The sequence below is a fragment of the Skermanella pratensis genome, assembly GCF_008843145.1.
Lineage (GTDB): Bacteria > Pseudomonadota > Alphaproteobacteria > Azospirillales > Azospirillaceae > Skermanella > Skermanella pratensis.
The window spans coordinates 1,759,854-1,773,642 of sequence record NZ_CP030265.1 but is presented as its reverse complement, the minus strand read 5'-3'; the positions used below and the strand labels follow the sequence as shown (position 1 = coordinate 1,773,642).

General features: G+C 67.2%; 10 protein-coding genes. 1 reads left to right on the top strand and 9 read right to left on the bottom strand.

Translation table 11 applies throughout. From position 1 onward, the window contains the following. Nucleotides 1-15: 15 nt before the first annotated feature. Nucleotides 16-501, bottom strand: a complete 486-nt coding sequence (locus tag DPR14_RS07995) for a YajQ family cyclic di-GMP-binding protein (RefSeq protein ID WP_158044671.1) — start codon at nt 499-501, stop codon at nt 16-18. Nucleotides 502-654: 153 nt separating this feature from the next. Between DPR14_RS07995 and DPR14_RS07990 the strand changes: the two genes are divergently transcribed. Beyond that, on the top strand, nt 655-1,068 hold the full coding sequence (locus DPR14_RS07990; RefSeq protein ID WP_158044670.1) for a hypothetical protein: 414 nt from the start codon (nt 655-657) through the stop codon (nt 1,066-1,068). Here the strand turns inward: DPR14_RS07990 and DPR14_RS07985 are convergent. The 8 genes from DPR14_RS07985 to dppC form a co-directional block, all read right to left on the bottom strand. Next, nucleotides 1,040-1,690: an HAD hydrolase-like protein gene (locus tag DPR14_RS07985; protein WP_158044669.1), complete on the bottom strand. Its 651-nt coding sequence runs from the start codon at nt 1,688-1,690 to the stop codon at nt 1,040-1,042. The genes DPR14_RS07990 and DPR14_RS07985 overlap by 29 nt on opposite strands. Nucleotides 1,691-1,749: 59 nt before the next feature. Continuing rightward, nucleotides 1,750-2,292: a hypothetical protein gene (locus tag DPR14_RS07980; RefSeq protein ID WP_158044668.1), complete on the bottom strand. Its 543-nt coding sequence runs from the start codon at nt 2,290-2,292 to the stop codon at nt 1,750-1,752. A 2-nt stretch (nt 2,293-2,294) separates the two neighbouring features. Then, nucleotides 2,295-5,936 carry an RHS repeat-associated core domain-containing protein gene (locus DPR14_RS07975; protein WP_158044667.1) on the bottom strand — a complete coding sequence of 1,214 codons (3,642 nt, stop codon included), beginning with the start codon at nt 5,934-5,936 and terminating at the stop codon, nt 2,295-2,297. A 29-nt stretch (nt 5,937-5,965) separates the two neighbouring features. Next, nucleotides 5,966-9,118 (bottom strand): FG-GAP-like repeat-containing protein, encoded by a 3,153-nt coding sequence (locus DPR14_RS07970; RefSeq protein ID WP_158044666.1) that lies wholly within the window; start codon nt 9,116-9,118, stop codon nt 5,966-5,968. Nucleotides 9,119-9,213: 95 nt separating this feature from the next. Next, nucleotides 9,214-10,119, bottom strand: a complete 906-nt coding sequence (locus DPR14_RS27260; RefSeq protein WP_192499348.1) for a hypothetical protein — start codon at nt 10,117-10,119, stop codon at nt 9,214-9,216. Nucleotides 10,120-10,862: 743 nt separating this feature from the next. Further along, entirely contained in the window at nt 10,863-11,879 is a 1,017-nt protein-coding gene (locus tag DPR14_RS07965) for a peptide ABC transporter ATP-binding protein (RefSeq protein ID WP_158044665.1), read from the bottom strand. After that, the gene (locus DPR14_RS07960) at nt 11,876-12,856 is read right to left on the bottom strand and encodes an ABC transporter ATP-binding protein (protein WP_158044664.1); all 981 of its coding nucleotides are present in this window, start codon (nt 12,854-12,856) and stop codon (nt 11,876-11,878) included. Before DPR14_RS07960 ends, DPR14_RS07965 begins: the two co-directional genes overlap by 4 nt. Nucleotides 12,857-12,865: 9 nt before the next feature. Then, a complete protein-coding gene (gene dppC, locus DPR14_RS07955) occupies nt 12,866-13,789 on the bottom strand; it encodes a dipeptide ABC transporter permease DppC (RefSeq protein WP_158044663.1) in 924 nt (307 codons plus the stop codon).

Below are 13,789 nucleotides of genomic sequence, written 5' to 3'. Positions count from 1 at the left end.
CTCCGGGCCGGCGGTTCAGTCCCGGAAATTGATGTATTGCAGGGGCTGCTCGATCTTCAGCCCCTTGACCAGCGCGATGGCGGCCTGGAGGTCGTCGATCTTCTTGCCGTTCACGCGCAGCTCGTCGCCCTGGATCGAGGCCTGCACCTTCATCTTGCTGTCCTTGATCGCCTTGGTGATCTGCTTGGCCAGATCCTTGTCGATCCCCTGCTTGACCGTGATCACCTGGCGCACCGTGTTGCCGGCCGCCTTCTCCGGCTTGCCATAGTCGAGCGCGCCGGAATCCAGCTTGCGCCGGGTGAAATGGACGACAAGCAGCTCGTGCATCTGCTTCAGCTTCAGGTCGTCGTCGGCCAGGACGGTCAGCTCGTTCTCCTTGCGCTCGATCGAGCAGTGCGACCCCTTGAAGTCGTAGCGCTGGCCGATCTCGCGGGTCACCCCGTCCAGGGCGTTGTCGACTTCGGCAATCTCGGTCTTGGAAACGATATCGAACGACGGCATGGCCCCACTCGTATTCTTGTGCTTGCGGATCGGACCGGACCCTAGCACGCCGGACGGCAAAACCATACTGTACGGAGTGTTGAAAGACCGCCGGCAGGGCACAGCTATACCACCGATATTGTGCCCGAAGGCCCCTACACGAGGAGACCAGGAATGCCACATCTCGACCGCGACAGCTTCATCGCTTTGCTCGGCCGCCTCGGCGATCCTGACGAGGCCGAGGTTCTGGCAAGCGCGCGCGAGATCGACCGGCGTGTCCGGGAAAGCGGACTGTCCTGGAACGACCTGCTGGTTCCGCCGCAGGGAGCCGTCGACGAAGACTATCACGGCGCCTTCACCGACGACGACCCGCTGGAGGTCGGCCCCGTACGGCGGCCCGGCGGCTATCCGGACGACCTGACGCTGATCGAGGAGCTTCTGTCTCACGACACGCTGTCGCCGGGCGCCCGCCAGGAGCTGCTGGACTTCAAGTCGGACATCGCCGAGGGCGAGTTCACAGACATGGATTCCAAGTACCTGCGCGACCTGCACGCCCGGCTCAGCCGGCAGGCCCGCCGCTCCGCCTGACCAAGGCCGGGACGATCTCCTCGACCCGCTCGAACAGCACCAGCGGCGACTGATCCGCGAGCACCCTGGGCGTGGCGTAGCCCCAGGACACCGCGGCGAACGGTATGCCCTGGGCGCGGGCGGCTTCGGCGTCGCGGACCTCGTCGCCGATGCAGATCGCCTGCGCCGGAGCCACGCCGCCCTGCCGGAGCGCCGCCTTGAACCGGGCCGCCTTTCCGAAGATCGACGCGCCGCAGCCGTAATGGCCGATCAGCGCGGCATTGTCCGGCCCCAGCACCCGCCGGACATTGGCTTCCGAGTTGGAGCTGACGACGGCCAGCCCGACGCCCGCCGCCTTCAGGCCGCGCAGCATCTCCGGCACGCCGTCGAACAGCGCGATGCGCCCGATATCCGCCGCCATCAGCCCCTTCATGTGGCTGGCGATCAGGGGGAGCTTCCAGACCGGGACCCGGAGTCGCCGCAGGATCTCGCGGTTGCCGACGCCGCGCAGGGCTTCGAACTCCGCCGCGTCGATCGTCCCGAGCCGGTAGCGTTCCGCCACCTGGCTGAAGACGGAGCGGAACCAGGGAAGGGAGTCGGCGAGGGTGCCATCGAAGTCGAAGATGGCGAGGCGATACTTCATGGAGCGAATGGTTCCACATGAGATTGAAGGCTCATGTGAAACACGTGGACGGCCCCGGATCAAGCGCCGCCGATCGGCTCCCCCCAGCGGGTCAGGCCAAGCCGGTGCGGATGGAGCGCCGGGCAGCCTGCCTCCGGAAGGCGGGTCTTCAGGACAAGGTTGCAGCCGCACAGCTCGCAGATCGTTTGCTCCAGCCCGCCGGCCAGCCTGTAGACCAGCAGGTCCGGCGGACGGGTGGCGTGCTCGCACGCGGCGCAGGCCTCGCGCCGCCGCCGCAGCGTCTCGTCGTCCACGGTGGCGAACAGATCGCTGGCCCACAGCGCCAGGGCGTTGGCCGCCCGGCGGACCAGCCTCGCCTGCCTTGCCTGGGGCGACTTCGCCGCAACCTCCTCGACCTCCGGCGGATCGTCGAGCAGCCTGCGCAAATGCTGCGGGTCGCCCTCCCGGGCGGCGAACAGGCGCTGGGCATAGGGCCCGTCGTAAAGCGCCGCCCGCAGCGCCGCGTCCGGCACGGGGCCGCCGAGGCCGAGCATGTCGCCGAACGCCCGCCGGTGATCGTCCCAGCCGGCTTCCGGCGCCTCTCCGGGCATCGGTTCGCCCATGATCAGGCGACCCGGCGTCGCGGCTGGAACCCGGCGGGGCCCGTGCGGCGGCGCCTGTAGGCCACCATGCGGATCAGGACGCGCGTCTGGTTCGGCAGTCCCTTCAAGGCATGGCCGATCGCGGACCCCAGGGACCTGTTCGAGCTGAAGTCGATGTGCCGGACCGAGCTGAGATAGCTGCCGTTTCCGCCGCCCTGCTGGAACATCGCCATCGGAATCTCGTCGCGATCGAGCTTGGGTTTCGTCGGAATGCCCTTCAACGCGAATTTCCTCCTGACCTTCGCGCCGGTGCGCTCGACGGACCAGACCGGAACGCCTTTCTGAACCTCGATATAATGCCGCATGTGTTCAGCCGCCTCCCCGTAGCTGGACTTGCTCACCGACAATACGTAATCGTGGTACAGCTTCTCCTTGATGCCCGTCTTGACGTTGAAGTAGGTCTTCGCCTTCGGTGCCGGAACCGCTTCCAGGGTCAATCCCCGGCCGTTGCCGTTCGCGGCCGAGGCACCTGCCGTGTGCTTCGCATTCCCGGCCGATTTGAAGGCTTTCGGCTTTCCAGCCACCGCGCAGGATTTCGACGGCGCATTGTGCGCCCAGAGCTTCAGGCCGGAAACGAAGTAGGACTGGCTGCCGCTGACCGCGAAGTTGTAGACGGGCTCCGGGGCGGCGGCCTTCTCGACCCGCTCCACCGCGGCGCCGCCGGGTTCCAGGGTCGCCAGGACGTCGCCGGCCGCGAGCGCCGCCGCCACGGTCCAGCCCTTGCCTTCCACCCAGAACGGATGCTGGGCGGTGGTTCGGATCACGGTACCCCCGGCCGTGAGATGGACGGCGTCGTCCGCCATGCGCCGGTAGGTGCGCAGGACGAGCTTTGGCTCGGCGGGTTCCCCCTCGGCGCCCCGGGACAGCACGTAACTGCCCGGCCGTACCTGCTCGACCGGCACGACGCCCTCCGTGGTGGCCACCAGGGTCCCTTCGGAGAAGCTGGCGCAGGGCCCTTGCCCCTCCCAGGCTGCTCCCTCGGGAGCATCGACGTCGGCGGCGTTTTCGAGCCTGGAATAACCGCGGCCGGCCATCCGGCTGCCGGCCTCGGACATCACCGCGGCGCCCCCGGCGAACACCCCCTCGGTCACGCCGCCCAGCACGGCGCCGGTCAGGGCCGCCATGGCGATGCCCTCCGGCGACTCGTTGGCGATCCCGGCATAGGCGGCGTTCTCGGTGCCGCCCAGCAGCATCCCGCCGAGGATCGCGGGAGCCACCCCGGCTTCGGCGAAAGCGGCGCCGACCTCGGCCCCGACCGCCCCGATCGCGGCGCCGGCGAACAGGCCCTCGTAGGTTCGGGCGCTGTGCCAGTTCCAGTCAGCGGGATTATAGCTGTGGTCGGCCGCCGAGCCGCCGAAATAGGCCCCGGCCGCCACGCCGACGGCCAGCACCACCAGCTCGACGAATTCCCCGTCCGGATCGGTCAGCGATTGCGGATCGTTGGCGGCGTACAGATAGGGGCTGGAGAACTGCCGCGCCGGATCGGGCTTGGTGAACTGCCCCAGTTCGTCGCTGTAGTAACGCGAGAGGAAGTAGTACAGGTCGGTATTCTCGTCCAGCTCCTTCCCGCCGAACTTGACGCGGAAATTGTCGGCCCCGGAGGTGAGGGAGGGATCGATCGCCCCGAAAGGCCGGTAACCGATCTGCGCCACCTCCTTGCCGGCGGCGTCGGTCACCAGGAAAGTGCTGTCCACCTGGTCCCCGAAGGTGAAATAGGTACCCGGCGTCGGATAGCCGCCGCCGGCCGATGCCGCGGCGGCAGCCCCTTCCGCGGGCGTGACCTGGCGGGTCAGGGCGGCGAAACGGCCCTCCGGGCCGATTAGGTAGCGGGTCTGGTAGACCTGCCCGTCCCGGCGCAGTTCCTCGAAATCGGTGGAGACATAGAGGTTCACCGTCCCGTCCGGATCGGTCCTGACCAAGCGGCGTCCGCTCGCGTCATAGGAGGCTTCCGCGACGGTCGTATAGCCGGAGGTATCGGCGCAGGCGCCGTCCGCCGTGCCGTCGGCCTGGCCGCTGAGGACCGTCGCCAGGTTCGCCTCGGGATCGTACCGGTAGCACCATGCCTGCTTGTCGAGGACTCGCGCCGTCATGGCCCCGTTGCCGTCGAAGGCGGCGGTCAGGCCATTGCTGGCGGAGGCGAGCCGGTTGGTGTTGGGCGTCCGGGCATAGGTCACGCCATCCTTCAACGCGATGTTGCCGGCCAGGTCGTAGGAGAAGGCGAAAGTGCCGCTGGAGCCCGCCGCCTGACTGAGCCAACCCGTGTCTTCGTAGGTATAGCCGGTGCTCCCGGTCGTCGCGCCGTTGCGCTTCCGGGCAACCTGCGTAAGCTGGCCGAACGCGTTCCATGTGAAGTCGGCGGAGAAGGCGTCCGTCGCGGCGCCGGAAGCCAGTGAAAAGCTCTGAAGCCTGCCCATCCCCGTGTCATAGGGATAGAAGGCGTTGGTCGTCGTCAGGCCGTTGTTGTAGGAGATGGACGTCGGCTGGTTCAGGGCGGTGTAGCCGGGATAGCTTCCATAGGTCGTGAACGCGGACTCCCCGACATCCCGGAAAGCCACCGACGAGATCCGCTGGAGGATGTCGTAGGTGTTGCGCGTCACCGATCCGTCGGGATGCGTCATGTCGATCGGCTGGCCGAGCGGGTCGTAGGTGGTCGCCAGGGAAAAGGTCGAGCCCGCGAGGGTCAGGACTTCCGAACCGACGAGGCCGTAATCCGAGTAGCCGAACGTCTCGACCGAGTCCGGCCTTGTCACGGTGGTCAGCCGCCCCTTGCCGTTGATGGACGCGGACTGGTCGTAATCCAGCGTGGTGGTAACCGTGGCGCCGCCATCCGCCGACGCCACGGCCCGCGACGTGATCCGGCCGAGGCTGTCGTAGGCCAGCGTCGTCCGGTTGCCCGAGCCATCCACCGAGCCGACCATTCGGCCCGCGTCGTCGTATGTCCAGGCCTGCGAGCCGGCATCGGCATCGGCCTGAGCGATCAGGTGACCGAGCGAATCATAGGTGTTCCGCGTGACGTTCCCGACCGGCCCGGTCATTGAGGTCATGCGCCCGATCGGATCGTAGCTGCTGGTCGTGACCGCCTGGTTGGGGTCCACCCGCTTCAGGAGGTTGTTGCGCGTGTCGAGGGTGGCCCGGCTCGTCCGAGCGTCGGGCGTACCGGCACCGACGGTGACCGTCACCAGAAGCCCGCCCTGGTCGTAGGCGGTTTCCGTACGGGTCCCATCGGGCAGGATTTCCAGGATCGGCCGGTTCAGGCTGTCGTACTCGACCTGCGCCCAGCTGGGAGCGGCGTTCTGGAAACGCGGCGCCGACACCCTGTACGGACGGCCGGAGGTGTCGTACTGCGTGCCGGTGACGATCGACGTGTCGGAGGTCTCACCTCCCTGCACTGTCTGCGTGGGCCGGTTCAAGCCGTCGATATAGTCACGCTGCCATGCCCAGGTGGTGGTGTCGCCGTTGGACCAGTCGCGCCGCCGCCGCGTCTCTGTGTAGATGCCGTCCCCGTCCTCGCTGTAGGACACCGCCGACAACTCCACCGGATCGGAACTGGCGCCGCTCCCGTCGGGACCATAGGACTTCACCTGCCGCCCCAAGCTGTCCAGCACGACCGAGAAGACCCTGCCGTTGGGGTCGGTCAGGGAGGTCTGGACGCCGAACGCGGCATCGTAGGCCGTCGTCGTGACGAGCGGCCCGGCATTGGCGGTGGGGGAGACGTGCTGGTGGCGGGGAAGGTCTGGTAATCGGCGTCGTACGTGACCGTGGTCGTGTTGCCCGCCGGATCCGTCGTCGTCGTCAGGTTGCCGAAGCCGTCATAGGTCATCGCCGAGGTGACCCAGACGGCGTTGACATCGTCCCAGTCGGCCTGGGAGGTCACGTTGTAGCGGGGATCGTAGGCGACCCGCGCCAGACTTAGGTCGGCGCCGGCGGTCCAGGCGGGTTCGGCCGCCGCCAGGAAATCGCGGCAGGAGCTTCCGTCTCCGGTGGTCTTGGTCGCGACCAGGTATCCGAGCCGCCAGGCGGCGGGATCGTTCTCGAAGGTCGAGCAGTCGTAGACCGCCTGTTCCGCCCTCGTCGGGTCCCCGAGGCTGGCATGGAAGACCAGATTGCCGTAACCGTCGTATTCGTAGTCGTCCTCGGTCGTGTAGGCCACGCCGCCATCCTGGTAGAAGGTGCGGACGGTCTCCCGGTTCAGGACCTGATAGACGCCGGGATAGGGCTCGATCGTAACCGGGGAGTGGACGGTGGTCTGGAACAGCGCGCCCGACCCATCGTATCCGTTGGTCTGGACCACGAAGCCCTGCTGCGGAAACTCCTGCGCCATCCGGTTCGTCATCCTGCGGCCGGTGGCCTCCTCGATGACCGTGAGCGTCTCGAAGCCGAGCCACTGGCTCTGGTCCAGATCGGTCATCAGGTTGGTGTATTGGTTCCGGTAAGTCGTCGACCACCCCTGGCCGTCGCGGCGCGTGTAGGTCTTGACGACCTGGAGCGGGCTCTCGACGGTCAGGTTCGGGTAGGCGGTCACGGTGGTGCGGGTATAGACGCCCGGGTCCGTGATCGGGCTGTAGGTTATATCGACGCCGCCGCCGAGGCCGTTGGTGACCCCCGTGACCAGATCGTTGAACGGCGCGTCCCGCACCATCGCCGCGTCGAAGCCGCTGTCCTGGCGGCAGAGCAGGTCGGCGTACCCGTCGCCGTTGAAGTCGCCCAGCCCGCCGGTCGACCCGGCGCCCGAGCAATAGCCGGTGGCGATCACTCCCCCGGAAGAGTTGGTGGCGTCCTTGAGCTGGGTTCCGGTGGAAAACTTCACCGACTGAGTGCCGCTCTGGTCGCTGCACAGGAGATCGGGCAGGCTGTCGCCGTTGAAATCGTTCCAGCTCACCGACGCGGTGCTGCCGGAACACCAGCCGGTCAGCAGCAGCCCGTCGGCCGACGCGCCGGCCGGAGGCTTCACGGTGGTCGCGGTGGAAAGCAGTATCCTGTGGCTGCCGTCGGTGCCCCGGCAATAGAGATCGTCGTTGCCGTCACGGTTGAAGTCCACCGTCGAAAGCGACTGGCCCGAACCGCCGCACCAGCCCGACACCACGGCTCCCGCGGCGTCGTTGTTGGGGCTCTTCAATGCGGTGGAGGTCGAGTTGACGACCTGGACCGAGATGTTTCCGCCCGGCGCCACGCAGATCAGGTCGGCCTTGCCGTCATTGTTGAAGTCGGCGGTCAGCCGGTGCGATGCCGAATTGGCACACCAGCCGGTCAGGACGGTGCCGTTGGCATTGCCGTTCGGCGTCGAGACCGATTTCCCGTCGCTGACCATCACCATCTGGGTGCCGCTGTCGCAACTGCACAGGAAATCGGCGCGTCCGTCATTGTCGAAGTTGCCGACCATGGCCCGGCAGGAGGAAGCCGGGCACCATTGCGACCGGACCAGCCCGGTGGCCTGGCTGTTGACCGTCGACAGGTACTTGCCGTCTGATTTGAGCACGCTGACCGAACCGTCCGCGGCGATGCAGGCGGAGTCCGCCAGCTGGTCTCCGTTGAAGTCCGGCCAGACGCTGATGTCCTGCGGCCCGGTGCACCACTTGACGGATGTGAGCAGTCCGCCGGCCTGGTTGTTCGGGGTCTTGAGATAGCTGCCGTCGGAAACGAGCGCGTACTGGGCGCCCGACGCATCGACACAGGTCGCGTCCAGCATGCCGTCGCCGTTGAAGTCCGACCAGGACCACCGCCCGCCGCTGCCCGCGCAGAAGGCGTTCGAATTGACCTGCCCGTTGGCGCGGGTATTGGCGGAGGACACCTGGTTGGCGGAATTCGACCACGAGAACGCGGTCGCCGGCAGGCAGTCGCCCGAGCCCGAGCATTTCCTGACCTGCGAGACGATCGGCCGCCCGGTCGCGCCGGTCCCATAGGACAGGGTGTAGGTCAGGACGGTCGCGCCGGACACCTGCGTCGTTATGGTCGTCAGGGTCTTGTCCGTCTTGAACAGCAGGCCGGCCTTGTACTTGTTCGGCCAACTGGACCGATTCTGATAGCCGAAGACAATTTTGCGCTGGGCCTGCTGACCGGCGGAGTCGTTCCTCGTGTACTCGATCCGGTCGGGATAGCTCTGGTTCGTGTTCTGATTGAGCGTGTAGAAGAAGTCGATGGCGTTGCCGTTGAGATCCCTGATCGTCGCGACCTGCCAGGAAAATTTCTCCGACCTGCCCGACAGCGGAAGGGCCGAATCGGGCGTCGTCCCGAAGCTCATGGTCCAGCCCTGCCTGGTCACCGCCGTGAACGAGCAGGGTCCCGTCCCGCAGGTGCCGGTGGCGGTCACCCGGGTCCAGGACTGCATCTGGGTCTGGTAGACCGATCCGTCCGAGCCGTATTCGCCGCCGCCCGAAACCTTGATCAGCCTTTGGCCGTCGAGGCAGAACCGGTCGTTCGAGTCGATGTCGACGGCGCCGTCATAACCGTCCACGGCCCGGTTGGCCGCGCACCGCGTGATCTGGGAAAGCCCGTCGAGCGCGAACCCCACGCCGAGCAGCCCGTCGGGCGCCTGGCTGTCGTAACGCAGGGTCAGGCTGGGCTCTACGCCGTTGGTCCCGGGCGGCACCTCGATGGGCATCGCGTAGACGCCCGATCCGTTGGGGCTGACCGAGAATGTCGCGTCGATGGTGCCGAACTCGTCGGCCGGCTGGTAGGACGCCGACCGGGCGGAGCCCGGACCTGCGATGGCGGCCACCAGGCCAAGGACGACGACGATCGCCCGGAACATCGTCGGCGGACGGCGGAAGGGCGCGGAACGGGGATCCATGGCGAACCTCGGCTGACTGAAGTCGGGACGGCTGAAACCGGCATCGCGGAGCGGCCCCGATGGCACCGCCCCGCTGTTCCGGACGATCGGAAGGATCAGGCCGCCTTGCCGTTGATGGTCATGCGCCCGGCGGAACCGGCCATGCCGTCCATGCCGGACGCGCCGACCGATGTGCCGGGATCGCCGGGGCTGCCGGCGCTGCCGCCCTTGCTGCCCGCACTGCCGGCGGCCCCCCCCTGGCCGACGCCGCCGGGTGTGCCCTGGTGACCGGCGACGCCCCCTTGGTTCGAACCATTGACGGTGCTGGTGCCGTCGGCGGCGGTGTAGGTGATGGTCACCTGGTTTCCGTTGCCGCCGTTCCCGCCGTTGCCGGCCGCTCCGCCGTTCCCGCCGTCGCCGCCGTTGCCGCCGTCGCCGCCATGGGCCGTGACGGCGCAGCAGGTCTTGCCGTTGCCGCCGTTGCCGCCGTTGCCGCCATTGCCGCCATTGCCGCCATTGCCGCCATGACCGCCGGGACCCCCGACATTGATGACGCTGATCGAACCGGAAACGGTACCAAGGTTCAGCGTGACGTTCGGGGCATCGCCGCCGTTGCCGCCATTGCCGGGTTGGTTGCCGTTGCCGGCTTGGTTGCCGTTGCTGCCGACACCGCCGTTGGTCCCGCCGCGGCCGTAGTGCCCAACCGAGCAGCCGCCCCCGGTGCAGGAGGCGTTGGCTCCGTTCGAGCCGTTCACGCCGTTCGCGCCGGCGGTGCCATTGGCCCCATCAACCCCGTCGGTACCGATGACCACGATGTCGTACTGGGAGGTGTATGGCTCGCCAGTCGTGGCGGAGGCGCTGGCGGAATAGACCTTGGTCAGCGTGTTGCACGAGAAGGTGCAGGGAATGCTGATGAGGATGTAGCCGCCGGCCTGCAGCGTGACGTTGTTGTATGCCGTGGCGACCGCCGAAGACGAGATGATGAGGGGCGAGGTCGAGGTGATCGTAATGTCCGAGGCCATGGAAAACCGTTCCTTCCGCTTGAGTCTTATTGATTGACACGTGCAGAAATCACCCGAGCATACAGCCTTTAGGTCTGCTGCATAACCGAGTAACGTCAAATATGACTGTCATTCTCTGAGGGATGATAGCCAGATCAGAATGAACTGAATCGAATTTTGCACAAGAAGAAAATCTACTCGTTTGTTTTCAAATTTTTAATATTCAAGGAACTCAGATTTCATATACATACAATTGTACATCATCCATGCTGATACTTCCGGATGCTGGGCGGATGCCCGCTTTCAAAACCGGATCGGCAGTCGGCTAGCGTCCCAGTGGAGATTTTTCCGCTTCATCTGCCGAAGCGGTTGTCGAGGCTGGTGACATTGCCCGGCCGCAGGATCGTTGCGAACTGGATTCGGGCACGGGTCACGGAGAGCTTACGGTTCATCGGTCCCGAGACGATCCGGGGACCCTTTGATCGATCAGGCTGCTTCAGCGCAAGGCGGCGATGAAAGCCTGTTATGCCCCGGTCGGCATGTCACTCTCCGGCCCGTTTGAGCCGAGCATCACCAAGGACGGCTTCCGCGGCAAGCCCTCGCCGGATGCGTCCATGCCCCCGCACCCGCCATGATGCCCGAAGCACGCACCGCACGGCCACCCGTGAGATCGACCGGCGCCATGGACCTGTTCGAATGGCGTGTCCGGATCAGGAAGCCAGCCTCGGATCCGACTCCGAAGCTGGCCGTTTCCCCGTATCCCCTTACTCCATCTGCTCCGCGTAGTGGCAGGCAACCCGCCTGCCGTCGACCTCCCGAAGGGCGGGAACCTCGTCCGCGCAGCGCTGGGTCATGTGCGGGCAGCGCTTGTGGTAGGGGCAGCCCGACGGCGGGTTGATCGGCGACGGCAGTTCGCCGGTGGGCGGCGGGATATCCTGGCGGAGCGCCGGGTTGACGCGCGGCGTCGCCGCCATCAGGGCCCGCGTATAGGGGTGGCGTGGGTGGGCGAAGACGGTTTCTTTCGGCCCGTGCTCGACCGGACGGCCCAGATACATCACCATCACGTCGTCGGCGATGTGCCGGACCACGCTGAGGTCGTGGCTGATGAACAGGTAGGCGAGGTCCAGTTCCTCCTGAAGGTCCATCATCAGGTTCAGCACCTGCGCCTGAATCGACACGTCGAGCGCCGACACCGGCTCGTCCGCCACCACCACCCGCGGGTTCAGCATCAGCGCCCGCGCGATGGCGATACGCTGGCGCTGCCCGCCCGAGAACATATGGGGATAGCGGTCGTACTGGTCGGGCCGAAGTCCCACCTTCGCCATCATCGCGGAGGCGCGCTCGCGCCGCTCCGCCCGGCCCAGGTCGGTGTTGATGACCAGGGGCTCCTCCAGGATCGTGCCGATCCGCTTGCGCGGGTTCAGCGAGCCGTAGGGGTTCTGGAACACCATCTGCACCTTGCGGCGCAGCGCCTTGGCTTCCGCCCGGCTCACGCCGGTCACGTCGCTGCCGTCGAACTTCAGCTGGCCCGACGTGGGCGGGTCGATCAGGGTCACCATGCGGGCCAGCGTGGACTTGCCGCAGCCGGACTCGCCGACCACCGCCAGCGTCCGCCCGGTCTGGAGCGCGAAGGAGACACCGTCCACCGCCTTGACCGTCGCGTCGGCGCGGAACAGCCCGCGCTTCAGCCGGTAGTGCCTCTTCAGGTCCACCGCGTCCAGCACGGTCTCGCGCCGGGCACGGGCCGCCGGCCAGTCCGGCGTGATCGGAGCCGCGGTCATGCCGCCACCCCGCCGGTCACCTGGAGCGGATAGAAGCAGCGCGCCGTCCCGCTCTCGTCCGGGAACAGCGGGACCGCGTGGGTCCGGCACTTCTCCTGGACGAAGGCGCAGCGCGGGTTGAACAGGCACCCGCGCGGACGGTCGGCGATGCCCGGCACGACGCCGGGGATGGTCGGCAGCCGCCGCTTGCCGATCGCCCGCTCGGGCAGCGCGTCGAGCAGCGCGCCGGTATAGGGGTGCTGCGGATGGGTGAAGAGATCGCGGGCGGGGCGGTTCTCCACCACCTGGCCGGCATACATCACGGAGACGCGCCGGGCGGTCTCGGCGACAACGCCCATGTCGTGGGTGATCAGGATCAGCGCCATGCCGCGGTCCTTCTGGAGGTCGAGCAGCAGGTCTAGGATCTGCTTCTGGATCGTCACGTCGAGCGCGGTGGTCGGCTCGTCGGCGATCAGCAGCCGCGGATTGCAGGAGATCGCCATGGCGATCATCACGCGCTGGTTCATGCCGCCCGAAAGCTGGTGGGGGAACGACGACAGCCGGCTCTCGGGCGCCGGGATGCCGACCTGCTCCAGCAGCTCGATCGCCCGGCGCCTGCGCTCCGCCCGGCCCATCCTCTCATGGACTTTCAGGCTCTCCATGATCTGGAAGCCGATGGTGAAGCACGGGTTGAGGCTGGTCATGGGCTCCTGGAAGACCATGGCCACGTCCTTGCCGGTCAGGTTCCGGCGCTGGCGTTCGGTCAGGGTGCGCAGGTCGCGCCCGTCGAACTCCATCTTGTCGGCGACCACGCGGCCATTGTTGGCGATCAGACCCATGACGGCCAGCGAGGTCACGCTCTTGCCGGAGCCGGACTCGCCGACGATGCCGAGGACTTCGCCCTCGTCCACCGTCAGGTCGATGCCGTCGACCGCCCGGAACGTGCCGGCGCGGGTCGAGAACTCGACGGAGAGGTTGCGGATATCGAGCAGAGGCATGGAGTGCCCTTATCGCTTCAGTTTCGGGTCGAGGGCGTCGCGCAGCCCGTCGCCCAGCAGATTGAAGGCCAGAACCGTGATCAGGATGGCGAGGCCGGGGAACGTGACGACCCACCAGGCGCGGCTGACGAACTCGCGGGCCGACGCCAGCATGGTGCCCCACTCCGGCGTCGGCGGCTGCGCGCCGAGGCCGAGGAAGCCCAGCGCCGCGGCGTCCAGGATCGCGGTCGAGAAGCCCAAGGTGGCCTGCACGATCAGCGGCGCCGTGCAGTTCGGCAGCACGGTGATGAACATCTGCCGGAACACGCCGGCGCCGCTGACCTTGCTGGCGACGACATAGTCCTTCGACAGCTCGGTGATGACGGCGGCGCGGGTCAGGCGGGTGTAGTGCGGCAGCACGACGAGGCTGATCGCGATCATCGCGTTGGTCAGGCTGGGGCCTAGGATCGCGACGATCACGATGGCGAGCAGCAGCGACGGCAGGGCCAGCATGATGTCGCACAGCCGCATGATCGCGATGTCGGTGACGCCGCGGGCGAACCCCGCGATCAGCCCCAGGATCACGCCGATCGCCAGCGACAGGGTCACCACGATGACGCCGATCAGCAGCGACAGTCGGGCGCCGTGGATGATGCGGGACAGGATGTCCCGGCCGACGTCGTCGGTGCCCATGGGAAACGCGAACGAGCCGCCCTCCGCCCAGAACGGCGGCTGGAGGATCGCGTCGCGGAACTGTTCGGTCGGTGAATAGGGTGCCACCACGTCCGCCAGGATCGCGGCCACCGCCACAATCACGATCACCACCAGCCCGGCGACGGCACCCTTGTTCTGGGCGAAATAGTGCCAGAACTCGCCGAGCTGCGACGGCGGACGCTGGTTCGGCAGGGGCGCTCCGGTCGGTGCGGCGGCGTCGATCTGGGTCTCTACGGTCAT

Bases quoted from the DNA above. Each gene is read 5' to 3' on its own strand.
- DPR14_RS07985 (WP_158044669.1), bottom strand. From the start codon at position 1,690: ATGAAGTATCGCCTCGCCATCTTCGACTTCGATGGCACCCTCGCCGAC.
- DPR14_RS07970 (WP_158044666.1), bottom strand. From the start codon at position 9,118: ATGGATCCCCGTTCCGCGCCCTTCCGCCGTCCGCCGACGATGTTCCGG.
- DPR14_RS07980 (WP_158044668.1), bottom strand. From the start codon at position 2,292: ATGGGCGAACCGATGCCCGGAGAGGCGCCGGAAGCCGGCTGGGACGAT.
- DPR14_RS07990 (WP_158044670.1), top strand. From the start codon at position 655: ATGCCACATCTCGACCGCGACAGCTTCATCGCTTTGCTCGGCCGCCTC.
- DPR14_RS27260 (WP_192499348.1), bottom strand. From the start codon at position 10,119: ATGGCCTCGGACATTACGATCACCTCGACCTCGCCCCTCATCATCTCG.
- DPR14_RS07965 (WP_158044665.1), bottom strand. From the start codon at position 11,879: ATGACCGCGGCTCCGATCACGCCGGACTGGCCGGCGGCCCGTGCCCGG.
- dppC (WP_158044663.1), bottom strand. From the start codon at position 13,789: ATGACCGTAGAGACCCAGATCGACGCCGCCGCACCGACCGGAGCGCCC.
- DPR14_RS07960 (WP_158044664.1), bottom strand. From the start codon at position 12,856: ATGCCTCTGCTCGATATCCGCAACCTCTCCGTCGAGTTCTCGACCCGC.
- DPR14_RS07995 (WP_158044671.1), bottom strand. From the start codon at position 501: ATGCCGTCGTTCGATATCGTTTCCAAGACCGAGATTGCCGAAGTCGAC.